This window comes from Synechococcus sp. MIT S9509 (assembly GCF_047303035.1).
Classification (GTDB): domain Bacteria; phylum Cyanobacteriota; class Cyanobacteriia; order PCC-6307; family Cyanobiaceae; genus Synechococcus_C.
On record NZ_CP138940.1, the window covers coordinates 1,716,739 to 1,739,918 of the forward strand.

The window sequence follows — 23,180 nt, forward strand, 5'->3', positions numbered from 1 at the left end:
GTGTCTTGGGAGACGCTTGTGGTCCTGATTCGTTGGTTGATCGCAGGACAGCGTCTGGAGGAAACCGTTCCCACCAAGGCTGCGCGCCACAGGCGTCATGAGCTGGAAGCTCAGGGAGCTGTTGTCTACTGGAGCGAACGACTGGTCGAAGCAGGCTGAACACCCACACTGGATCAACAACAACCGCCGCGGTCATGGTTTTGTCTTCAGCCCCCGCCGTTCGATCAATGGCGATTGCGTGCAGCGCAGTCATGGCGGCTTCGCTCATCGGTGCCTGTCAACAACGATCTGAGGTTCAGCCGACAACAGACATCAGTCGTGATGCACAAATCACGAAACTGAAAACCCGTCTCGACCAGCTTGAGCGTCGGGTCAGCGAATCGATGCCGGAAGCTGATGACAGTGGAGAGCGCGTTCCTCCCGGGCCGATCCAATCGATCACATTCCGCAGCGGCACTGCCGACGACAGGCTGAGGATCTACTGGGAGGACGGCAAGGTCAGCAGTCTTCCCTGCACACTTGAGCAGGGGACGTGGGCCTGCGGATGAAGACTCTCAGAGAGCTGAGGGGACAGTCACAACAGGACATGTCTTTCCAAGGTCTAGACATAGATGCCCTGGGGCCTGGCACCAGGCTGGAATGCCATCCTTCGAACCCATGAAGCCACTGCTGACCACAGCCGCCGGTTTTGTTCTCTCCCTGGGAGGGATCAGCGCTTTGCAGGCTGCACCTGCTCTGCCCCTTGCACAACCCAAGGCAGCGAATCTCGCGAGGATGAGAGCGGAATCTCTCAATGGCGGCCTCTCCTCATACCGTGCCGCGGCCTGCATGTACGAAACCGGAGCGACGTCCTGCCTGATCTCCAAATCGGATCAGGGGTTTCTGTTCGGGTTCAGCGGAGGTCCACCAGGCTGGGAACAACAGTCTCCACCCGATCCAACAATGGAAACTGAAGTTCTTGTCTCCCGTGATGGAGACAGAATTCTGGCTGTTCCTTACAACGGACCGATCCGCTGATCCAGTCGTTCAACAGACCACAACGGATTGGTTGACAGACGTTGAAGCTCTGTCTCCGATAGGAGAGTCTTTACAAAGGTCATGAACCTCTCCTCCCTTACCACCCTGGCTGTGATTGCCGGCACAGGTGCTTTTGCCGGTGCCCCTGCGCTGGCACAAGCGCCAGTTCCGGCATCCCAGGTGCGAGCGCTGAACCTGGCACGCAACACAGCAGTGACCGAGAACGGTGGTCTCAGTGTCTATCGCCCCCAGCCCTGCATGTTCCAGACCAGCTCAGGCGGGGGGGATTGTCTTGTGAATGATTCCCCAGATGGCTTCACCTTCAGCTTCCTGGGGGGAAGTCCTGGATGGCCTGAAAATGGCAGCGACGCCACAACGGAAACGGAAATCGAGGTCGCTCCTGACGGCCGCAGCGTCGTCAGCATCATCTACAACGGTCCACCGCGCTGATTGCCGTTCAAGAAAAGATCGAGAGCCTCTGTCCATGTTTCCGACAGAGGCCACTGTTCACGGCTTGTGAGGCTGAGCGCAATGGCTTTCTCTGCGTAAGCCGCTTCATTGATGAAGACGGGAATGGCTCCATCGGGCCCTTCGTAGGCAATGGTTGTTCCCTGCGCCGAGACAAACAGAGGATCGCCGCTGCGCAGGGGAATCCAATCCCGGTCCTGCAGCTCAGGATGAATCAAGGCTGCAGCCTCGCCTGAGGGTTGTCGAGGCAGATCAAGGCTTTTGAGATGCCGGTGGAGCACAAGCCCGTTGGGATAGCTGGCTTCGCCTGACATGACATCAGCAATGGCCCGAAACACCGCCTGAAGCGCCAGCCGCGTCTGCTGAACGATGTCATGCCGTCGAACGCCCTGAGGCACGGGCCCCACCTCAATCACAAGGCCACATGGCCAGCGCTCCACCATGAAACCCTGTTGCGCTGCATCTGCTTCATGCAGATAAATTCGCAGACCCAGCATTGACTGAACCAGCGCTGCCAGAGCCAGATCGGCTGGCCTGCGGCCGTAAACCACTAGGCAGTTACCCATTGCCGATGTGGTGCTGTGCAGATCAATCACCAGTTCACAGGGTGTTTGACCGTCAGGCCCGAACTGACGCAGAAGTTCCAGGGCCCTGAGCATTTCACGATCACACTGATCGGGGTGGGTTGCGCTCTGCTGAAGGAGATCGGGACGGAAGGAGCGATTGAGATCGCGATCGCAATAACGACGACCAACTGCTCGGGCCTCCGGGTTACCAATCGCCGTTTGGACGACACATCCACAGGCGTCAATCAGCTCCTCGTGAACGGCCCATTGCTCAAGTAGCCAGGGGGCATTGACTTCATTGCCGTGGGTACCAGCCACCACCAACACTCGGGGGCTTGCCATCAGCTCGCTGCACTCATTCACAGCCTGAAGGACAATGCCCTGAAACGGAACCGTGATGTCGATTCCTCCGCTGATCGTTCGCAGCGTGCGCAATGGCTGGCAGTGGCAGTGGAAACGCCTGATGACAGGGCTGGGGCCGGCGGATGACCAGGGCAACTATCAAAGGCCGGACAGCACACCCATGCAGACCCTGGTTCCCGAGGCGGAGGATCTCCAGCGGCGAGACCCAAAGCGTCGACCGCGGCTGCTGATCGGACGCAGTTGTCCATGGGCACATCGCACCTGGCTGATGGTGAAGCTGCGAAACCTTGAAAGCACCCTCGAAGTGATCACCGCCAGGGCTGACCATGAGGAGGGACGATGGCGGCTGGATCCCGGCTGGCTGGGCTGCACAAGCCTTCTTGAGCTGTATCGCCGTTGCGGAGCTGAACCAAGTCTGCGGGCAACGGTGCCGGTGCTGGTGGATCCTGGCCACAGCGAACAGCACAATCCAAAACTTCTTGGCAACGACAGCACACCTTTGAGTGAGGCACTCAATCGCTGGCCTGCGGAAGCTGGCGCTCCGGACCTGGCACCGGACAACCTGCTGGAACAGATCGAAAGCTGGCAGCAGCTCCTGCAGCCAGCCGTGAATGACGGGGTCTACCGCTGCGGCTTCGCCAGAAACCAGGAGGCTTACAACCGGGCAAGTGCCGCCATGATCGAAGCCTTGAACGAGGTGGAACGCAGCCTCCAGAGTGAGGGGCCATGGCTCTGCGGTGAAACGCTGACCCTTGCGGACATCCGTCTGTTTCCGACCCTGATCCGCTGGGAAACGGTTTATTCCCCCCTGTTCGGATGCAGCGCCAGTCCCCTGTGGATGCTGCCTGGACTTTGGAGATGGCGGCAACGGTTCCTGGCCCTACCTGGAGTGGCTGCCACCTGTGATGCCTCTGCCTGGCGCAACGACTACTTCGGCGCCCTGTTTCCCCTGAATCCGGGCGGAATCGTTCCGGACGGCCCGAAGCTGAGCACACTGGTGAACAGCACCATTCCCTTGCCATGACGACCGCCGATCCACAGTTCGACGGAATGTATGGACCTTTCACCATCACCTCGAAGGACAGGGAGGAGGTGCAGCGCTACAGGGTGTGCCTGCTGATCAGCGGAGCATCGCTCAGCGCTGGCCTTCTGCAGTGGTGGCTGGCTGGCGGTGAGTGGGCATGGTTGTGGCTTCTTCCCCTTGGCGTCAGCCTTGGACTGGCGCTCCAGTGGATTCACATCTACCTGCGTCCGCTGCATCAGGCGCTGCAGCTGTTCTGGCTGCTCGGTTGTGGAGGATGGCTGGTGCTGATGCTTCAGGGATCAGCCGGTACAGCTCTGGACACGCTGGCCAGTCAGCCGTTGTGGATTCTTGCCATCGGGCCGATGTTTGCGGCTCTCACAGGCATCGGCTTCAAAGAGTTCTTCTGCTTCCGGCGACCTGAGGCCATCGGCCTCACCCTGCTGCTTCCTGTTGCTCTTCTCGGACGGCTGCTGGGGCTGATTGGCAATGGCCCCTGCTGGTTTCTGGTGCTGTTCGCGGGATTGCTGCTGGTGGTGCTTGCCGTTCGGAAATTCGGCATGGAGGCAGCAGCCGATGTGGGAGACAAGAGCGTGTTTGCGTATCTGGACGCCCAGAGAGAGGTGGCGGGCCCGTGAGTCTGATCAGCCTGGTTGATGCCTCCAAGGATTTCGGGATTCGAACCCTGTTCGAGAACCTCACGCTGCACATCCGTGAAGGGGACAGGGTTGGGCTGATCGGACCGAATGGAGCGGGTAAGTCCACTCTTCTGCGGGTTTTGTCAGGGAAGGAACCTCTCGGCGGCGGAGAGCGACGCTGTTCCTCACGTCTGAGAATTGAGCTCGTTGGTCAGGACAGCACGGTGGAGCCTGGACTCACCGTGCTCGAACAGGTGCTGGCAGGGTGCGGAGAGAAGCGGGAACTGCTGCTGCGCTTCAGCGCAGTCTCTGAGGCGGTGGCCCAGTCTCCCGAGGACACAATGCTGATGCGTGAACTCGGCGCTCTCAGTGAGCGCATGGATGAAGAGGGCGCCTGGGGGCTCGAGCAGCAGTGCCAGGAAGTGCTGCAGCGCCTGGGGATCAGCGATCTTCACCGCCCGGTGGAGGATTTGTCAGGGGGATATCGCAAGCGAGTGGGCCTGGCCTCGGCACTGGTTGCAGGACCTGATGTGCTTCTCCTGGATGAACCGACGAACCATCTGGACGCAGCGGCTGTGGAATGGCTGCAGAGCTGGTTGGATCGATACCCGGGAGCTGTGGTGCTCGTCACCCATGACCGTTATGTGCTCGACCGTGTGACACGCCGAATCGTGGAGGTGGATATGGGACAGGCCTCCAGCATTGATGGCAATTACAGCGCCTATCTTCAGCGCAAAGCTGACCAGGAGATCTCAGAAGCCGCGGAAGCCGCCCGATTCAAGAGCGTGATGCGACGTGAACTGGCCTGGCTGCGTCAGGGCCCCAAGGCGCGGAGCACCAAGCAGAAAGCTCGCATCCAGCGAATTGAGGAAATGCGGTCGGCTCCCGCGAAAACCAATCGCAGCCACCTGGAGATGAGCAGCATCAGTCGTCGGATCGGCAAACTCGTCATCGAAGCTCAGCAACTGACGGTCACAGCTGATGGCCGGGTCGACGGAGCCTTGCTGCTGAAGGATTTCACCTACAGCTTCAGTCCAGAGGATCGGGTTGGAATCATCGGCCCCAACGGCAGCGGCAAATCCTCCCTGCTGGATCTGATCGCCGGAAGGCGGCAAGCAACCTCTGGCACTCTTCGAGTTGGGGAAACAGTGCATCTTGGCTATCTCGATCAGCACACCGATGCCCTCACCGAAGGTCGAGGGCTTGAACGCAAGGTGATCGAATTCGTCGAAGAGGCTGCATCCAGGATTGACCTGGGTGGGGAGCAGTTGAGCGCATCGCAGCTGTTGGAGCGCTTCCTGTTCCCACCAGCTCAACAGCACAGCCCCCTAAGCAAGTTGTCAGGAGGGGAACGGCGACGGCTGAGTCTTTGTCGGATGCTGATTCAGGCTCCCAATGTGCTGCTGCTGGATGAACCCACCAATGATCTCGATGTTCAAACGCTGAGCGTTCTTGAAGACCTGCTCGAGGACTTCCGCGGCTGTGTGGTTGTGGTCTCTCACGATCGATACTTTCTGGATCGAACCGTCGATCGGCTGTTCTGCTTTGAGGGGGGCCGGCTAGAGCGTTTTGAAGGCAATTACAGCGCCTTTCTTGACCATCGCCGCAGCAAAGAAAAGGTTGCTGCGACTGAAGACGATCGCAACCGATCCAATGGAGCGCAAGCCACAAAAGAACAGGCTCTGAAGAACCAGGGCCCTCGTCGACGCAGTTTCAAGGAATCACGGGAGCTGGAATCACTTGAACGTGAACTGCCTCAGATGGAGCAGCGCAAATCAGATCTGGAGCAAGCCATCTCCAGCGGCCAGGGGGATCTCACCAGCCTGAGTCATGATCTGGCCAGCCTGCTGGAAACACTCGAAACCAGTGAGGAACGCTGGCTGGAACTCAGTGAACTGGTTCCCTGAGAGAACGACGTCGGCGACGAGGATGCGTCAGTTCGCCGCCAGGTTCACCCACCAGACCCGCACTGGAATTCATCAAGGGAACAGGACAGCTCAATGGGTTGGACTGTCGACCATTCCATGGCGCTGGTCTCACTGCTCGACCAGCTGCTTCGGCCAGCTTCATCACGGTGGGGCGGTAATCATCCGATGAGCGATGCAGAGCCATCTGGTCACCCATGCGACGCAGGTAGAGATCATGAGACCAGAGAACCTGATTGTGTTCAAACGCTTCGCAGGCGGCCCGTAGCGAGCCGAAGCGCTGACTCACCAGCCCTGAAGGCGCACATTGTTTCCAGTCAAGAATCTCCTGAAAGCTCAGACCGCTGCGCCACTGACGCTGTTCCGAGAGGTAGCAGAAGTTGTCCGGACCATTGATCCAGAACATTCGACCCTCTTCATCCATGAAGTGGCGGCCCTGTCGTTGCCTGATTCGCACCATGACCACGAACCCTTTCTTCTTTGCTGGTAGCCGAAATCACTCAATCAGGGCATGAGTGTTGATACGGAAACGAGCTGTCACCTCCAACGGCTGGCAGCACAGCGCAACAGCCGTATGGTGTGTGCGTCGACATTGGTTGGGACACGCCAACGACTCCATGAAATCCATCGACGAGCACATCAAGAAGGACCAGAGCGAACTCGAAGCTGCCAAGGCAGAGGGCAACGATGCCAAGGTTCGCCACTTCAGCGAGGAGCTTGAGTCCCTTCAGGACTACAAGAAGGAGCACCCCGGCGACAGCCACGACCCGACTCCCCTTGAGCTCTACTGTGAAAACAATCCGGAAGCTGATGAATGCCGCGTGTACGACGACTGAATTAAGTGCGCCGTAATCAGCTCAAGAAAAAAGCGGGGAAGTCTCCCCGCTTTTTTCTTGAGAAACTCCGGTCAAGAACTCTGCATGGTGAACCCTGCAGGATCGATCGATCACTGATCTTCGTTGAAATCAGCGGGACTGCCGGTGAGGCTGCAAACCACGGCTTCCTCAGGCTTCATTGCCTGCACGCCGGCAATGGGACGGCCGCGACGGCGAAGAGCCTCGATTTGCTCAGGCGTTTGACAGCGGGCGATCAACTGGCCCTGGGAGTCGAAACAGGTGAAGAAGGTCATCGGACGTTCTCTCATTACTTCCGTTATCGCCATCCCAAGCTGAACGCACAAGTCCTGATGCGGCCGCGTACACAGTTCAAGGCAAACAGGTCAATTCACTTGATTGAGCCCACAAGCTCATACGCCAAGCTCCTTCCAGACCTGATTCAGAAGCTCCTGCAAACCTTGAGCCATCACCGCTGAAATCAGCAGTGGCTTTCGACCACTCACTTGTTCCAAAGAGGCCACCAGTTCGTCGCGAGCCGAGTCATCGAGAAGCTCAAGCTTGTTGACCACCAGCAGGCGCTGGCGATCGACCAGGCCATGGCCATACGCCTGCAGCTCTTGCTCCACCACCTTCAGATCGTCCAGAGGATCATCCGCGCCTCCATCCACCACGTGAATCAGCAGACGGGTGCGCTCGATGTGGCGGAGAAAGTCATGACCAAGTCCAGCGCCCTGGGCTGCACCGGCAATCAGACCGGGAATGTCGGCGAAGACAGTTCCATCCCCGGTCGGACGGCGCACCACACCGAGGTTCGGCACCAAAGTGGTGAAGGGGTATTCGGCGATCTTGGGACGGGCTGCAGACAAGACGCTGATCAGCGTGCTTTTGCCGGCATTGGGCAGACCGATGATGCCGACCTCTGCCAGCAGCTTCAGTTCAAGCTGCAAAGGCCACTCCTCTCCGTCACGTCCTTCGGTGCACTTTTCGGGCGCCCGGTTGCGGTTGCTCAGATAGTGGGCATTCCCCAGACCGCCGCGGCCTCCGAAAGCAACCATGAGCTGCTCCCCAGGCGCGGTCAGATCACCCATGAGGATTCCCGTGGTGAGGTGTCGCACCTCAGTTCCGCAGGGAACATGAATGACCAGAGGCTGCCCGGACGCCCCGGTGCAGCGGTTAGGGCCGCCCCGACGACCATCAGTGCCGGCGAACAATCGCTTGTACTTGAAATCCAGCAACGTTTGAAGATTCGAGTCAGCCTCAAGGATCACGTGGGATCCATGCCCCCCATCGCCGCCTGAGGGGCCCCCGGCTGGCACATACTTCTCACGACGGAAGGCCACGATGCCGTCACCGCCACGGCCGCCACGGACGGTGATGCGCGCCTGGTCGATGAACTGCACGAAAAGCTTCGATCGGTGCCAGTCACCAACCCTAGGATCGCAGGGCACGGGAGATTGAGCTTGGCCGGCGTTCGCTTCGAGGCGCTCAGCAAGAGCTATCCAGGTCGTGGTGGTGAGGAGCCGATCGAGGTGATTCGTGACCTCTCACTGTCGATTGAGGATGGTGAGTTTCTGGTGCTGGTCGGTCCTTCCGGCTGCGGGAAAAGCACCCTGCTTAGACTGATGGCAGGCCTTGAGACCCCCAGTGCCGGTGAAATCCTGGTGGGGCAGCAGCCTGTGACCAGGCTGAGGCCAGCCAAGCGGAATGTGGCAATGGTGTTCCAGAGCTACGCGCTCTATCCCCATCTCAGCGTTCGCGACAACCTTGGGTTCGGACTGCGTCGCAGCCACCGCCGCAGCGCCGCGCAGCAGCTTCATGACCAATTGCATCGCAGCACACGTGAGCTGCCGCGCCTGCTTCAAGTCAGATCTGAACGGGAAGAGAGGGTGGAACATCGGGTGCTGGAGGTTGCCCGCGCCCTCGAATTGGATCAGTTGCTGGATCGACGACCCAAGGAGCTGTCCGGTGGTCAGAAACAACGGGTGGCCCTCGGGCGAGCCATGGCGCGTCAGCCGGATGTGTTCCTCATGGACGAACCGCTGAGCAATCTCGATGCAAAGCTGCGCGGCAGCACCCGCACTCGCATCGTGGACCTCCAGCGTCAGCTGGGGACCACCACTCTCTACGTGACCCACGATCAGGTGGAGGCCATGACCATGGGGCACAGGATCGCCGTCCTTAATCAGGGTCGACTTCAACAACTGGGCACCCCGATGGAGCTCTACCGCTGGCCGTCAAACCTTTTTGTGGCCCAGTTCATCGGCAGCCCACCCATGAATGTTCTGCCAGTTCAGGTCGGTCGCAGCCACACCCTCCACCTTGGCGAACGACGTGTGAGTGTGGAGGGCCCACTTGCCGCAGCTCTCGAAGGTCTCGAGGGCAAACAGCTCAATGGCGGCATCCGCCCGGAAGATCTCAAGGTGGCACCTGCCACCAACCGAAACCTGCAGGCAGACGTCTGTCACAGCGAAGTGCTGGGCAACGAACAGCTGATCACCTGCAGGTTGCTGGATGGACAGCACCTGGTGCAGGTCAGGGCGGATCCGGGTTTCAGAGCAATGCCAGGGAATCGCATTCATCTGGATGCTGATCCCCGTGGATGGCGCCTGTTTGACGACCATGGGAACGCCATTCCCATGCCGACACCCCCACCAGATCGAGACGACACACCCATGCTTCCCGATCTGAACTGAAGGGAAGATCGATCAGCGCACCCAGACGACACTGCATCCAGCGCCACCATCACCCTGCTCGGCATCCAGCACACGCTCCACATAAGCCAGTGAAGCCAACCAGTCGCGCAAGCCGCGTTTCAGGCGACCGGTGCCGATTCCATGGATCACCCAGACGGGGCCATTCGCCCCCCGCAGCACCTCATCAACGGCAGCCTCAGCTTCATGCACACGCATGCCACGTACATCAATCGTGTTGCGGGAGGTGCGCACCTCAGCAGCACCAGTGCCTCGGCGCGCCTTGATCTGAACCACCGGTGCCGGAGGTTCAGGTTTGCGTCCATCAAGACTCTCCACAGCTGAGAGATCAACGGTGCTGCGCATCACCCCGCAGCGCACGTTCAACTGCAAGCCATCGTCAGAAACAGCCAGCACCTCGGCAGCTTTGCCGAGTGCCAGAACACGGATGCGATCACCCACCTGAGGACGCCAGCCAACGTGCTGTCTTGTCTCCGGCTCGGGACGATGCCGATCCTCCAGCTTGCGTAGACGCTGACCTGCTTTGCGTGCCGTTTCACCATCGGCCTGATCATCACGGAGACGGCGGATCAGCTGACGCACTTCCTTCTGCCCTGAGCGAATGGAGGTCTCGAGACGCTGCCTACCACGCTCCTGCTGTTCGGCGGAGTGCTGTTTCTGCTTTTCCCATCGCTTCAGCAGCTCCTCATGCAGAAGTTCTGTGCGCGCCAGCAAAGCTGCAGCATCCTCGGCAGCCGACTGCTGTCGTTGACGCTGCTCCTCAAGACCACGAATCACCGTGTTGGCCTCACCGTCTCCGCGCGGAGAGAGAAGGCTTCGCGCCTGAGCGATCACCCCCTCATCGAGACCCAGCCTGGAGGCAATGGAAAGAGCATTGCTTCGCCCGGGAATTCCCCAGAGCAGGTGATAGGTGGGAGACAGTGTCTCACTGTCAAAAGCGACCGATGCGTTCTCGAAACGGGAGTCGCTGTATTTCAGGGCCTTGAGCTCACCGAAGTGGGTTGTTGCCACAGTGAGCCTGGCCCTGTCCGCCAGAGTGCGCAGCAATGCGGTGGCCAGAGCACTGCCTTCGCTGGGATCCGTTCCTGCTCCAACTTCATCCAGCAGTACCAGCGCCGGGGCGGGGCCGGTGCCGACGGCATCAAGGATGCGGCCGATGCGCTTCACATGGCCGCTGAATGTGGAAAGGCTTTGCTGCAGAGACTGCTCATCGCCGATATCGGCAAGGACCTGGGCGCACCAAGGCAGAACTGGCTGCCGGGAGCAGGGAATCCAGAGCCCTGCACGCGCCATCAATGCTGCAAGGCCAAGACTCTTGAGCGTGACGGTTTTTCCGCCGGTGTTCGGCCCTGTGATCGCGACAACCCGCAGACCAGGCGAGACATCGACACTGACAGGAACAACGGATGGGCCCTGCTCTTTCCTCTCCTGCCAGACCAGCAGTGGATGACGGAGATCCTGGAGGGTGAACGGTGCCTCACCAGACGCTTCAAGCCGTGGAGGTACGGCACCGAGCCACTGCCCATAACGACCTCTGGCCAAAGCCAGATCGAGCTGCAAAAGCACCAGCGTCAGCGCGAACAGTCCATCGATCTGCTCGGCAACAGCAGAGCTGAGCTCGGCCAGAACGCGCCGCTCTTCCTCACGGATCCTGCCGTCGAGATCCGCCAGCCGATTGCCCAGATCAACCACTGACTTGGGCTCAATAAAGACTGTGCTCCCGGAGGCGGAACTGTCATGAACCATGCCTGGACACTGGCCACCGGCTCCCGCTTTCACGGCCAGCACAGGTCGTCCATGCCGTTCAGAGATCACCGTGTCCTGAAGGTGCACTGACCAGCGCCGGATCACATCCTGAAGTTTGTCGCGACGCCGTGAACGCATCTCCTGCCATTGCCGGCGCAATCCTTCAAGCACGGCACTGGCCCGATCCGCGACGCGACCACCCTCCTCAATGGCGAATTTGAGCTGCTGCTCCAGCTCGGGCAAGGTGGCCACATCCACGAGCAGGGCTGTGCAGACCGGCCTCAACTCAGGATCATCGATCTGTCGTCTCAGACGACGGGCCGCTCCAAGGGTGTCAGCGACCGTGAGCAGTTCCTCTCCGGAAGCGACACCGCCCTTGCTGCATCGCAGCAAGGTCATCTCGAGATCACCCACCCCACGGAAACTGAGACCCCCGTCGAGGAGACCATCCAGGCTTGCCATCTCCAGCGTTCTGGCCTGAAGGGTGATGCTTTCAGGCAGGGTATCGGGGAGTGAACCGAGACGACAGTGCCGGCGGCCCTGACGCGTGCTGGCGAAGCTGGAAAGATGTTGACAGAGGCGGGGCCACTCGAGCAGCTCCAGGGTTTCCTCGAGAGCAGACATCAATCGGACTGAGCGGCTCCGGGCTGATTGGTGGGGATTCCCCCTGGCGGCTCATAGAGCATCTCGAGCCAGTTGCCCTCGGGATCGCGCAGGTAGAACGAAGCCGTGCCGTCACGATGATCATGCACTCCGCCCACCGCGACACCTGAGGCCTTCAAGCGGTCATGCACCACATCCACCTCGCCGCGATCGCGGAAATGGAAGGCGAAATGAGGACCTGCAGCCTTGTATTTGGGCCCCAGCAAAGCCAGCCCGTCGCGGGAGTCACCGGCCTCGAGATAACACCAGTCGTCGGCTTCCCAGACCATGCGCATGCCAAGGGCAGTGTAAAAACCAACAGCCCGGTCCATGTCGCTCACGCGGATGGCGACATGACCAAGGCGCTGCACCGCAGACATGTGGGCTCCCAGAGTGCGGGTCCATTCTGAAGGTGCCCGCCGCTGATCGAAGGCGGAATCATGAATTCGATCAAAACCCAGGCCTGAATCTCAATCTCTGAAACACGGGCTCATCCCTTTTTCAACCATTCAGCAGCATCACAGGCGTGATAAGTGAGGATCAGATCAGCCCCTGCTCTTTTGAAGCTGAGCAGCGTTTCGAGAACCACTGAGCGTTCATCAATCCATCCCCTTTCCGCCGCGGCTTTCACCATCGAATATTCGCCGCTGACGTTGTAAGCAGCGATGGGAAGCTCCGACTCCAGGCGCAACCGATGGATGATGTCGAGATAGGCGAGACCTGGCTTCACCATCATGATGTCGGCGCCCTCCTGTTCATCGAGCTGAGCCTCGGTGATGGCCTCCCTGGCATTGGCAGGGTCCATCTGATAGGTGTCCTTGTTTTTAGGAATCGGTTTGCTGCCTGCAGAGCGGGGCGCTGAATCAAGAGCTTCCCGGAAAGGCCCGTAATAGGCCGAAGAATATTTGGCGGTGTAGCTGATCACCCCAACATGCTCGAAACCTTCGTCATCTAGCGCCTCGCGGATGGCGCCGACCCGACCATCCATCATGTCGCTGGGACCGATGAGATCAGCGCCGGCGCGGGCCTGCATCACGGCCTGCCTGCACAGCTGCTCAATGGTTTCATCGTTGAGCACAACACCTTGCTCGCTCACGATGCCGTCATGGCCATCGCAGGAATAAGGATCCAGAGCGACATCCGTCATCACCGCCATCTCAGGGATTTCCTGCTTCAGCTGGCGGATCGCACGCGGTATCAGACCGTTTTCGTTGAAACACTCTGCACCGTCCTCTGTTTTGAGACCTTCAGACACCTTCGGGAACAGCACCACACAGCGGATGCCGAGATCCCAGGCACGCTTCACCTCCCCCGTGAGCTGATCGAGGCTCCAGCGACTTGCTCCGGGCATGGCCCCGATCGGCTCGACCCCTGCGCCTTCATGCACAAACAGGGGATAGATGAAATCTGCGGGAGAAAGACTTGTTTCACGAACCATGGCGCGCAGAGCCGGAGATCGGCGCAGGCGGCGCGGGCGGTAAGTGAGGTCCATCAGCAGGCCATGATCGAAGGAGGCGATCGTAAGCGTCGAAAGCCGACACCCACTCAGAGACGGGCGCTCTGGAACCAGTCTTGGCGTGGATCTTCTGTTCTGGAGTTGCGAAGCTGTTCCAGCAGCTTGCGTTGCTCATCGGACCAGTTGCTGGGCCACTGAACGCTGAGATTGAGCAGCAGATCACCACGACCTGACTTGAGAGGCCAGCCCTTGCCTTTCAGTCGCAGACTTCTTCCTGGAGCCGTGCCGGCAGGAATTGAGACCTCGGCCTCACCATCAGGCGTCATGACCTTCACCGTCCCACCGAGTGCCAGTTCATCGATGGACACGGGAAGTTCTCCTCGCAGCTGGTCACCCTCGAGGCGCCAGACAGGGTGAGTCAGCACCTCAAGGTTGAGATAGAGATCTCCGCGGCGGCCGGTCCCAGGCTGAAGATTTCCCTTGCCTTTGAGCCGAAGCCTGGACCCTGTTCTGACACCTGCGGGAATTTTGACCTGAACTCTTTCGTCGTTCACGGACAGAGTCCGCTCCGCACCGCGGAAGGCCTCGGTAAAACTCACCTTCACGCTGGCTTCCGCGTCAAGATTGACGGGGGTTCTCGACGACCCACGCGGAAAGCCACCACCGGCAAAGCCTCCACCTGGAAAACCTCCTCCAGGAAAACCTCCACCGGCGAATCCACCCGGCCCGCCTCCAAAGCCTCCAGCGGCAGGGCCGCCGAAACGACCTAGGAGATCGTTGATGAAATCGTCGAAGTTGCCGTAACGACCGAAATCAACATCAAATCCCCCAGCACCAGGTCCTGAACCCGCAGCTCCAGCCTGGTTCCAGTATTGACCGAACTGTTCGTATCTGCGTCGCTTGTCAGGATCGGAAAGAACTTCATAGGCCTCGCTGACCTCCTTGAATTTAGCCTCAGCGCCGGCGTCACCTGGGTTCACATCAGGGTGGTATTGGCGAGCCAGCTTGCGAAAAGCCCGCTTGATCGCATCGGAATCAGCGCTTCTCTCGACACCGAGCACTTTGAAGTAATCGCGGTATCCACTTCCGGCCATAGTGATCGGTGAGCTCCATGAGCTCCGGTTGGCCACAGTGTCCCAGTTCCGTCCGGAATTCGGCACCAATCAAGGGGGCCGGATGCCCGTACGTCGGAACACACGTACATTTCGCGCATGTACAAAGTTCTTCTGCTTGGCGCACTGAGCGGCCTCAGCGCTGTCTGCCTGGGATGCGAAACCGCCAAGGCAGACCCTGACCCCGGAGCTCTTGCCGACTTCCTGAACCGGACCAAAGTCACGTATTACGGCTCATGGCGTTGTCCAGCCTGTCAGTACCAGGGGCGTCTTTTTGGTGAAGCAGCTGTACGTCTTCCCTACGTGGAATGCGGCAAACCCAAGGAACTGCCGATTCAGGCAGCTGCCTGCAAGCAGGCAAAAATCCAGGCTTATCCAACCTGGATCCTGCCCAACGGTGAACGAAGAGAAGGCGTTCTATCTCTCAAAGAGCTTGAAATCTGGTCGGGAATGACAGATAACCCCTGAGGCCATGACCACAAGAAGAGAGCCACTGATCAATGGCTTTCATTGGCGCCACTGGCGAGGAGATCTCACAGGTGGCGTCACTGCAGCTGTAGTGGCTCTGCCTCTGGCTCTGGCATTCGGCAATGCCGCACTAGGCCCCGGAGGCGCGATTTACGGTCTCTACGGAGCAATCATCACCGGCTTTCTTGCCGCCCTGTTTGGCGGAACACCTGCCCAGGTGACCGGTCCCACAGGCCCCATGAGTGTCACAGTTGCCGGTGTTGTCAGCAGCCTCGCCGCTGCGGGAACAAGCCGGGAGCTGAGTCAGCAGGACATGCTTTCCCTGGTGATGGCGGCGGTGGTTCTTGGTGGATTACTGCAGATCCTGATGGGGGTATTACGCCTGGGGCGATACATCACCCTGGTCCCCTATTCCGTGATCTCTGGGTTCATGTCAGGGATCGGAGTGATCATCATTGGCCTTCAGATTGGGCCACTTCTGGGAATCAGCAGTCAGGGAGGGGTGTTGCAATCACTGCAGATGGTGAGCAACAACTTCACGCCGAACCCTGGAGCGCTGATGGTCGGAATCGCAACACTTGTGGTGGTGTTCACAACTCCGAAACGTGTCACAAAAATCATTCCCTCTCCGTTACTTGGCCTCCTGTTGATCACACCACTTGCCCTGTGGATTTTTCCAGAGAACCTGCCCCGAATCGGTGCTATACCAGCAGGAGGACTGAGTTTCAACAGTCCGAACTGGAGAACCGACTTACCGCTACTGCTGCGAGCAGGCATGGTTCTCGCGGTGCTTGGGTCCATTGACTCTCTGCTGACTTCACTGGTTGCCGACAACATCAGCCAGAGTCGACATCTATCCAACAGAGAGCTGGTGGGTCAGGGCATAGCCAACAGCGTCTCTGGATTGTTCAGCGGTCTCCCAGGTGCAGGCGCAACGATGCGCACTGTGATCAATATCAGATCAGGTGGAAAAACACCACTCTCAGGAATGACACATTCCGTGGTGTTGTTGATTTTATTGCTTGGAGCCGGCCCGCTGGCTGAAGGGATTCCCACGGCTCTGCTCGCAGGAATTCTGATCAAAGTTGGGCTTGACATCATTGACTGGGGCTTTCTGCTTCGTGCCCACAGATTGTCATTCAAAACTGCCCTGGTGATGTGGGGAGTTCTGCTGATGACTGTGTTCTGGGACCTGATCGGAGCGGTCCTGGTAGGGATGTTCGTGGCCAACCTTTTAACCATTGAATCGTTGACCAACCATCAGCTCGGAAACATGAACACCGCGACTGGTCATCTAACAGAAAAAGAACAAAATTTACTGAAGTGCTGCGGCGACGATCTCCTCCTGTTCAGGATGAAAGGACCTTTGAGTTTCGGAGCTGCAAAGGGAATCAGCGAACGAATGATGCTGATAAAGCAGTACAGAATCCTGCTCCTGGACATCACTGAGGTTCCTCATCTCGGTATCACCGCAAGCCTTGCAATCGAGCGGATGTCAAACGAGGCAAAACGTCACCGTAGAACAGTAATTGTCACTGGCGCAAGTGGGAAAGTCAAACAACGACTTGCACAACTCGGAGTCATTCACCTGATCGACGACAGATTCGAAGCATTAAACGTGGCCTTAGAAAAAATCAACAAGGAATCTTGAGCAAAGCCATCCAATGACTTTTAAAAACCCAGCCTTGGCTATTCCGTTCTATAAAAGCATTGAGGCCAGCAAGCTGAGCAACAATCCAACAGAACCAGATAAAGGAAGCTCCTGAAATCAAAAAATCGCAAAATTGCAACGGTTGAAGGAACTGGAAACGACAGAAAAACCACAGGCCGGCTCCACCACAACCCAAGAAATAGCGTCCTAACAATAGATACGCTAAACCGTAAAACTCAAGCCAAAGCCAACCATGACCAGGGATAGAGTCTTAGAAGCAAAAAAGTGCAGACATGGCCCTTGCTGGCAAGCAGATTCTCGAGGCATTTATTGATCACATTGAATCTGACTCGCGCAAACGCAAGCAGTGGCTCACAAGGGTCCGAGAGGCAGGATTCGACCAGGCACTGTCCGAATATCGCGAAATGACAACGCCACAAGAGATGCCGTTACAGATGAGACGCGAAGCGTGCTAAAAAAAGCAGTGTCAACACAAAATGTTATAAGTATGTAGCAAAAGTACGCCGCGCAGTGTTCGATATAACGAAGCAGCGCGTCAAAAGCAGGAACAATCTCGCTCCAAAGCAAGGATGATGTCCTGGTTATCCAATTCCTATGGCTTTCACGATTTTCTTTGCAACATCAACAGGCAAAACGGAAGATATTGCCGATCGTCTGAAGGAACTCCTAGGGACTGATGCAAAAGACGTTGACAGCATCAGCGGTGTAGACGAATTGGTTTCAGCAGAAGCTCTTGTCTGCTGCATTCCAACCTGGAACACTGGAGCCGATGAAGCCCGCTCAGGCACTGCCTGGGATGATCTGATCACTGAAATTCCTGATCAGGATTTTGCAGGCAAGCCTGTAGCGATTCTCGGACTTGGAGATTCTTCAGGTTATGGAGATTACTTCTGTGATGCAATGGAAGAGCTTTACAGTGCATTCCAGAAATCAGGCGCCAAACTGATTGGCAAGGTCTCTCCCGAGGGTTACACCTTCGACGAGTCAAAAAGTGTCGTTGATGGCAAATTCTGCGGACTTCCAATCGATGAAGACAATGAGTCTGAACTGACTGATCAGAGACTTTCAGCCTGGGTTGAGCAAATCAACTCTGAAGCCTGATCTGCTTTCAAAACATCATTTACAGACAAAGCGCCCTCAGGCGCTTTTTTTTTTGCTTACAGAAGTATCGTTAACGGTGAACCCAATCGACTCTAATTTCCTTCCGTTGATTCAGGAACTTGTCAATTGACATTGCAGCTATACATCCATCTGAACAGGCGACCACTGCTTGCTTGAAAGGAGTATTCCGAATATCACCAATGGCCCAAACACCGTCTAAGCCAGTCATCATATCGTCATTGACTTGAACGCCACCTTCTTCAGTTAAGGGAATTTGACCATGCAAGTAATCAGTGATCGGTAAGCTACCAGAGGAATAAACAAAAACACCGTTCACATCCAAACTTGAATCCTCCTGACTTCCAGACTCTTGGACTTTGACAGATGTGACACCCGAATCATCACCCTCAACCGAAGTCAGTCGAGTACGCTTCCAATGCTGGACATTGGGTGCGGATTGAAGTTGAGAAAGACCATTAGAATTTGTATTAGGCTTGCTGTTGGTGATCCAATGCACGGTCGAAGCAAACTTTGTCAAAACAAGAGCTTCATCGATAGCTTCTTGATTGGATCCATAAACAGCAACCTGCTGATTTTTATAAAAAGCACCATCACAAGTTGCACAGTAACTAACACCTCGCCCCAAGAACTCATCTTCTCCAGGCAATGTTGAGGTCCGTCCCATTGCGCCAGTAGCTAAAACAAGGGTTTTTCCTTTAAAAGTACCTTCAGGTGTATACACAGTCTTTTGGGGATCAGATAAATCTATGCCATACACTTGGACTTGTTTATATTCGGCACCATAACTGATAGCTTGATCTCTCATTGTTTTCAAAAGATCTGCGCCAGATGTGTCCGCAGGAACACCAGGATAATTCGCAATTTTATGAGTAATTGCGAGCGCACCAACAGCTGGATTCTTATCCAAAATGTAAGTTTTTAGTGATGAGCGAGCTGTGTAGAGAGCGCACGCACAGCCGGCAGGACCTCCTCCGACAATAATCACATCGGCTTCAAAGATATCTGACATGATTAACTCCGAACGAAGGACGTGAAATCACAAGAACTGATTTCCCTATCAATCCATGAACCAGGAACCATTTGCAGGAAAGCGGTGATTAAATCTGCCACTTGTTGAGATTGATCAAAGTGGAAAAAATGACGCCCCAGCTTCATACAAACATAACGATCACCAGACTTTAGCGTTTTGGACCAGCGGTCGCGCGCATTGATATCGATAACAAAATCATGCTCGCCATTTAAGACAAAAGTGGGAACAACAGTTAGAGATAAATTATCCACGTATTGGTTGTTAATTATTGAACCTTGAATAAATTCACTGTCTAAACACTTTGCAAGTAGGCACGACAACGCATCAGCAGTACGAGAGCTGTCTGTGTTAAAAAGTGACGAGGACAAATGTCTCAAAATAGATTGCCTTGAAGACGGCAACTGGCTCCTCAGTCCCAGATAGTGGGAGGACCAGTGGTTGGCAGAAAGGGTATCCACCGATATCAGTGTAAGAGATTTTACCAGGGTGGGGTACTTTTCTGCAAAAAGGGCAGCAATAGTGCCACTGAGCCCATGCCCTATCAGATGGTATTGCTCTGAAGACGCCTGAAGGGTCTGTCTCAGCAGCTCATGAATTGTGCCAACAGTACAGGACTCATCGAGATCGTGCTGAAAAGACCAACGTTGCACAACAAACGTACGACTCAATGATTGAGCTACTCGCTGATTGAGACAATGCAAGGTCGGCTGCAAGTCGATCCAGAGGACCTTGTCTTGAGACATATGTTGCACCATTTCAATTATTTTGAAAGAGCGCGGAACCCGAAGTAAATCACAACGAACAAGGCGTTGTATAAAATAGCTTCGAGCTTGGTGAGTGATCTACTGATCACAAAGGATCAGTCACCAGGATTGACCCTTGCATAATCCTTTTTTTTAAATGCTTGATGAGTTTCCGATCACCCTGATCAGCGGATTCTTCAAGACAGACCAACGATTGATAGGCGCTATCAGTGATGGAACCCGAGCAGGTAGTCGCAAGGTATAGGTCTACAATCCTTGACTCATTAGAGAAAAATTCCGATCGAGCACTAATCAAAACAATAGCTCTCAATTATTAAGCAAAAATAAACGAATCACACACAACAACCAAGTATAAAAAGCATCGTTGCAGCGTTCCATGCAAAACAACGCTGCTGCTGGAGCTCAGCAGAAACAGATGACTGATCAGTGAGCTGATCTATGAACATCTTGCCTTTAACGAGATTGAACTGAAAGGGTCTAGCAGTTTGCTTTGATCCTTGGGGAAGCAGTAAAAGTGGGGGTATGGCAATCGAAGTATGAGGACTGCGACTGCATAGCAACGATCTAATGACATTAAAAAAGCCCCTGGAGAAGGGGCTTTGGTTGATTAAAGAACAAAGATAAAATCAGTTGATTTTTGCTTTATCCATAGACTCGAATGCATTAACAACACTCTTGAAATTGAAACCCATGCCTCTCAAAGCATGCCAGAGATGACCCTGGAGGAAGAAAAATGCGAGATAGAAATGGGTGTTTGCAAGCCATGCACGCGCTGTGTGTGCATCACCAGGAAGAGTTGAGGTGTCTGTGAAATAAGGAGAGAAAGCAAAATTAAGCTTCAGAGGAGCACCATACAATTCAACTGGATAAATAGTTGTATTTTGTGCACACCAGATGGCGGTCACAAAACCCATCAATGCGATGCCAGCAAGTGAGTAAGAAAGGATTGACTCACCATTGTAAATAAGGACTTTTTTGAACGGACCAAAAGGTGAACTGATGATATGCCAAACACCGCCAAAGGTGAGGATGAACGCCAAAACAGCATGGCCACCCATTACATCTTCAAGACTGCTGATTGTCAGGAAGTTTGTTTGATAACCCCAAACCATTCCCAGGTCGATATTAGGCTCAACAGTACGAACAGCCCCGATAGAAGCATCATAAATACCGTGAACACGAGCCCACTCAACGAATGCGATGACGCCCAGGCCAAGGAAGATCAGGTGATGGCCAAGGATGAAAGTCAACTTTTTGGGATCGTCCCAACTGAAATCAAACTTTTTCGCCCGTCCTGTTGCCTCTGAAAGATCCTTGGGAGCTCTCAGTGTGTGCCAGATGCCTGCAGCACCAAGTACGGCTGAAGAAACCAGGTGAGTTGCAGCGACCACGATCAAGGGCTGTTGGTCAATGATGACTCCACCATCCCCAACACCGAGACCTAAACCAGCAAGGTGAGGAATCAAAATCAGACCCTGCTCACCCATCGGAAGGGAGCCGTCGTATCGAGCGAGTTCAAAAAGAGTAAATGCTCCGGCCCAGAACATGATGAGACCGGCATGTGCAGCATGCGCAGCGATGAAAGAGCCGGAGCGCTTCGCTACTCCAGAATTTCCCGCCCACCAGTCATAAGTGACTGATGAATTTCCATACGATTGCATTGGGAAAATGAAAGGCAATCACAACCTAAGTACCAATCAATTTGCTCCAATCATCCGTTAACAATAGTTTTCAAGCTGAAATTTTATGAGACGATCAAAATTTTCTTTTTTAACCCATGCATGTAGCGGATGACAGGGGCATTGCTGAGGCGCCATGAAGGGTGGCCAAATCTTCTAAAAGGTAAATTTTACTTGGAAGGATACGAGGCTTGATGTAATAAACAAAACAGATGCTCAGCAATTGTCAGGGCTGGCGAAATCAAAGCTGAATCGAAATCCGCACGATACTGTCGACAACAACCTCAGTTCAAACCAAACAAATCAGCCTTATCGAATGGGCTACAGCACATCCAGGTAGCCCTCGCGTGCTGTGAAAGCGACTACGGTTAACTTATTCTGAAATCAACAAAAATAAGAATAAGAAGCAGAAAATCGCAAGAGGTTCTGGAGCAACTTTACTGAAATAAAAAAAACACAGCTTAGACCGCACAAGCGCGATTTAAAACCTCAACTATTAATCAAACTGAAGATAACAATCGACTTTTACTACTCGGCCATGTTGAAATATTCAAAATCTACCAAGGGTGCAATCATTACTAACAGTCAATCACGCCGCTAAAGCGGATAATTAATTGTTTGATGCTCAACGTATCAGTGAGTTCCTCAAATCAGATCTCAAGACGATTAGGGCCTAGCGAAGGCTGGCGTAGCAAACGTGTGAGAATTGCAATGGCCTTGAGACAACAAGGATGGACTTATCAAATGATTTCAGAGCACTTATTTGTGTCTCCAAAATCAATTATGAGAGATATAAAATGTTTTGTCATTAATCCACGAAACCTTCCTCGTCCATAAAAAGATAGGAGCAATATAAAGGAATAATTTTAGGAATCAATATCAGCTTTTGACAAATTGACATAAATTTTTTTGTGGTGGATTGTAGAGCTGTCAGCCCGACAACTCTACAATCATGATGCCGGTGCCCACCTGCATCTTACTCATATCAGATGAATCTGAATGAGCAGCGATTATCCAAGTCGCACTTCAATTGTGAACGAGGGGTCGACCGAGTGCGCTTCATTTGCGACAAAACAGTGGATCATCAGGTCAAATCTGGAGCCTTGAATGCTACAAGCCTTGTGATTAACGAAAAGAGTAAAAGGAGAGATAGTACTCGAGAAATTTAAGCTGACATTCCCTATACATGCGACTAATGACAGTAAAAATAAAAATGAAATGAGAAAAATTAAAATATATTCGATGATGAAATATTAAACACAAAAACTATTAGACACTTTTCAGACAACTCAGAAACAGCAACATGATCACCAATCAACGCTGGAAAAAAGTATTCTGAAAGCAAAAATTGTGATTAAGAATATCAGCGCAATGCATGGGCGCCAAGCGTGACTCAAGCCGGTTATTAATCAATTTCAACTCAGAATGCTTCATACCAATAGTATGAAGCATTCTGTATGTCTCGATATTCAGCTATAGGCTTTGGCAATCAACGGGCCAGCCTGATCATCGGTGAGCACTGGTGTCAGCTCCCAATCAAGGCACTCTGCCCATTCAGCAGCGTGCTCGTAACAGGCATCAGCACTGTCAGCTTCAACAAGAATCCAACCTTCTACAGAACCAGGGCCGTGGAAGCGCTTCCAGGATTTACAGGCGGGAAAAGGTGCTCCCGTGGACAGGAATTTCTTCGCTGCAATTTCGTGATATCCAATCTTAAAAGACCAATGCATCAAAAAAGTCATAAATGGAATGATTGACTCAGGCAGAGTCGCACAAAATGCGAAAAATAAAAGAACCAATGAATACATTAGCGAAGAAAATTATCTTAGCAAGCAATAGTGAAATGCATCACCGTGAGTCAGCATAAGGAAAGAGCAAAAAATCTGCAACCAGATCTCAGAAACAAGAAGGAAGCGGAATATTAATTATAGTCGACAAGCGAAA

Annotated in this window: 24 protein-coding genes; 12 read left to right on the forward strand and 12 right to left on the reverse strand. The window is 54.6% G+C overall.

Features of this window, described 5'->3' with window-relative positions; all coding sequences use genetic code 11:
- From SIB73_RS09985 to SIB73_RS10000, 4 genes are all read left to right on the forward strand, one after another.
- Positions 1 to 159: a hypothetical protein gene (locus tag SIB73_RS09985; RefSeq protein WP_413406592.1), complete on the forward strand. Its 159-nt coding sequence runs from the start codon at positions 1 to 3 to the stop codon at positions 157 to 159.
- Positions 160 to 251: 92 nt separating this feature from the next.
- Entirely contained in the window at positions 252 to 548 is a 297-nt protein-coding gene (locus SIB73_RS09990) for a hypothetical protein (protein ID WP_413405465.1), read from the forward strand.
- A gap of 91 nt (positions 549 to 639) precedes the next feature.
- Entirely contained in the window at positions 640 to 1,017 is a 378-nt protein-coding gene (locus SIB73_RS09995; RefSeq protein WP_413405463.1) for a hypothetical protein, read from the forward strand.
- 81 nt (positions 1,018 to 1,098) lie between these two features.
- Positions 1,099 to 1,467, forward strand: a complete 369-nt coding sequence (locus SIB73_RS10000; protein WP_413405461.1) for a hypothetical protein — start codon at positions 1,099 to 1,101, stop codon at positions 1,465 to 1,467.
- Here SIB73_RS10000 and SIB73_RS10005 read toward each other — a convergent pair.
- Complete coding sequence (locus SIB73_RS10005) at positions 1,446 to 2,393, reverse strand: aspartoacylase (protein WP_413406283.1); 948 nt, start codon at positions 2,391 to 2,393, stop codon at positions 1,446 to 1,448. The two genes, SIB73_RS10000 and SIB73_RS10005, sit on opposite strands and share 22 nt — an antisense overlap.
- A gap of 55 nt (positions 2,394 to 2,448) precedes the next feature.
- Between SIB73_RS10005 and SIB73_RS10010 the strand changes: the two genes are divergently transcribed.
- Genes SIB73_RS10010 through SIB73_RS10020 form a run of 3 tightly spaced genes read left to right on the forward strand, consistent with a single transcriptional unit; the run spans position 2,449 to position 5,980 of the window.
- Positions 2,449 to 3,438, forward strand: a complete 990-nt coding sequence (locus SIB73_RS10010) for a glutathione S-transferase C-terminal domain-containing protein (protein ID WP_413405459.1) — start codon at positions 2,449 to 2,451, stop codon at positions 3,436 to 3,438.
- Positions 3,435 to 4,073, forward strand: coding sequence for a DUF2301 domain-containing membrane protein (locus tag SIB73_RS10015; RefSeq protein ID WP_413405457.1), 639 nt, complete (start codon positions 3,435 to 3,437; stop codon positions 4,071 to 4,073). Before SIB73_RS10010 ends, SIB73_RS10015 begins: the two co-directional genes overlap by 4 nt.
- The gene (locus SIB73_RS10020) at positions 4,070 to 5,980 is read left to right on the forward strand and encodes an ABC-F family ATP-binding cassette domain-containing protein (RefSeq protein ID WP_413405455.1); all 1,911 of its coding nucleotides are present in this window, start codon (positions 4,070 to 4,072) and stop codon (positions 5,978 to 5,980) included. The genes SIB73_RS10015 and SIB73_RS10020 overlap by 4 nt, the downstream gene beginning before the upstream one ends.
- On the opposite strand, the gene SIB73_RS10025 is transcribed toward SIB73_RS10020, so the two are convergent.
- Complete coding sequence (locus tag SIB73_RS10025; RefSeq protein WP_413405453.1) at positions 5,961 to 6,458, reverse strand: hypothetical protein; 498 nt, start codon at positions 6,456 to 6,458, stop codon at positions 5,961 to 5,963. The two genes, SIB73_RS10020 and SIB73_RS10025, sit on opposite strands and share 20 nt — an antisense overlap.
- Positions 6,459 to 6,615: 157 nt before the next feature.
- Between SIB73_RS10025 and SIB73_RS10030 the strand changes: the two genes are divergently transcribed.
- Positions 6,616 to 6,834, forward strand: coding sequence for a CP12 domain-containing protein (locus tag SIB73_RS10030; RefSeq protein ID WP_413323665.1), 219 nt, complete (start codon positions 6,616 to 6,618; stop codon positions 6,832 to 6,834).
- 110 nt (positions 6,835 to 6,944) lie between these two features.
- On the opposite strand, the gene SIB73_RS10035 is transcribed toward SIB73_RS10030, so the two are convergent.
- Both SIB73_RS10035 and obgE read right to left on the reverse strand, forming a co-directional pair.
- Positions 6,945 to 7,127, reverse strand: coding sequence for a hypothetical protein (locus SIB73_RS10035; RefSeq protein WP_413405452.1), 183 nt, complete (start codon positions 7,125 to 7,127; stop codon positions 6,945 to 6,947).
- A gap of 117 nt (positions 7,128 to 7,244) precedes the next feature.
- Entirely contained in the window at positions 7,245 to 8,234 is a 990-nt protein-coding gene (obgE, locus tag SIB73_RS10040; protein WP_413406281.1) for a GTPase ObgE, read from the reverse strand.
- 60 nt (positions 8,235 to 8,294) lie between these two features.
- Between obgE and SIB73_RS10045 the strand changes: the two genes are divergently transcribed.
- Positions 8,295 to 9,527, forward strand: coding sequence for an ABC transporter ATP-binding protein (locus SIB73_RS10045; RefSeq protein ID WP_413405450.1), 1,233 nt, complete (start codon positions 8,295 to 8,297; stop codon positions 9,525 to 9,527).
- 12 nt (positions 9,528 to 9,539) lie between these two features.
- On the opposite strand, the gene SIB73_RS10050 is transcribed toward SIB73_RS10045, so the two are convergent.
- The 4 genes from SIB73_RS10050 to SIB73_RS10065 form a co-directional block, all read right to left on the reverse strand.
- Positions 9,540 to 11,915: an endonuclease MutS2 gene (locus tag SIB73_RS10050; RefSeq protein WP_413405448.1), complete on the reverse strand. Its 2,376-nt coding sequence runs from the start codon at positions 11,913 to 11,915 to the stop codon at positions 9,540 to 9,542.
- Positions 11,915 to 12,313: a VOC family protein gene (locus SIB73_RS10055; protein ID WP_413405446.1), complete on the reverse strand. Its 399-nt coding sequence runs from the start codon at positions 12,311 to 12,313 to the stop codon at positions 11,915 to 11,917. The genes SIB73_RS10050 and SIB73_RS10055 overlap by 1 nt, the downstream gene beginning before the upstream one ends.
- Before the next feature lie 110 nt (positions 12,314 to 12,423).
- Positions 12,424 to 13,425 carry a porphobilinogen synthase gene (gene hemB, locus SIB73_RS10060; RefSeq protein WP_413405445.1) on the reverse strand — a complete coding sequence of 334 codons (1,002 nt, stop codon included), beginning with the start codon at positions 13,423 to 13,425 and terminating at the stop codon, positions 12,424 to 12,426.
- A 53-nt stretch (positions 13,426 to 13,478) separates the two neighbouring features.
- Positions 13,479 to 14,483 (reverse strand): DnaJ C-terminal domain-containing protein, encoded by a 1,005-nt coding sequence (locus SIB73_RS10065; protein WP_413406280.1) that lies wholly within the window; start codon positions 14,481 to 14,483, stop codon positions 13,479 to 13,481.
- A 117-nt stretch (positions 14,484 to 14,600) separates the two neighbouring features.
- Here SIB73_RS10065 and SIB73_RS10070 point away from each other — a divergent pair, with 117 nt between their 5' ends.
- The 3 genes from SIB73_RS10070 (at position 14,601) to fldA (ending at position 17,742) form a co-directional block, all read left to right on the forward strand.
- Entirely contained in the window at positions 14,601 to 14,969 is a 369-nt protein-coding gene (locus SIB73_RS10070) for a hypothetical protein (RefSeq protein ID WP_413405443.1), read from the forward strand.
- A 4-nt stretch (positions 14,970 to 14,973) separates the two neighbouring features.
- Positions 14,974 to 16,620, forward strand: a complete 1,647-nt coding sequence (locus tag SIB73_RS10075; protein WP_413405441.1) for a SulP family inorganic anion transporter — start codon at positions 14,974 to 14,976, stop codon at positions 16,618 to 16,620.
- 615 nt (positions 16,621 to 17,235) lie between these two features.
- The gene (gene fldA / locus SIB73_RS10080) at positions 17,236 to 17,742 is read left to right on the forward strand and encodes a flavodoxin FldA (RefSeq protein WP_413405440.1); all 507 of its coding nucleotides are present in this window, start codon (positions 17,236 to 17,238) and stop codon (positions 17,740 to 17,742) included.
- Between the two features lie 70 nt (positions 17,743 to 17,812).
- Here fldA and SIB73_RS10085 read toward each other — a convergent pair whose 3' ends face one another.
- The 4 genes from SIB73_RS10085 to SIB73_RS10100 all read right to left on the reverse strand — a co-directional run bounded on the left by SIB73_RS10085 (position 17,813) and on the right by SIB73_RS10100 (position 22,978).
- A complete protein-coding gene (locus tag SIB73_RS10085; protein WP_413405438.1) occupies positions 17,813 to 18,772 on the reverse strand; it encodes an NAD(P)/FAD-dependent oxidoreductase in 960 nt (319 codons plus the stop codon).
- Between the two features lie 2 nt (positions 18,773 to 18,774).
- Positions 18,775 to 19,506: an alpha/beta fold hydrolase gene (locus tag SIB73_RS10090; RefSeq protein ID WP_413405436.1), complete on the reverse strand. Its 732-nt coding sequence runs from the start codon at positions 19,504 to 19,506 to the stop codon at positions 18,775 to 18,777.
- Positions 19,507 to 20,183: 677 nt separating this feature from the next.
- On the reverse strand, positions 20,184 to 21,218 hold the full coding sequence (locus tag SIB73_RS10095) for a chlorophyll a/b binding light-harvesting protein (protein WP_413405434.1): 1,035 nt from the start codon (positions 21,216 to 21,218) through the stop codon (positions 20,184 to 20,186).
- Positions 21,219 to 22,705: 1,487 nt separating this feature from the next.
- A complete protein-coding gene (locus tag SIB73_RS10100; protein WP_413406278.1) occupies positions 22,706 to 22,978 on the reverse strand; it encodes a DUF3303 domain-containing protein in 273 nt (90 codons plus the stop codon).
- Positions 22,979 to 23,180: the final 202 nt, after the last annotated feature.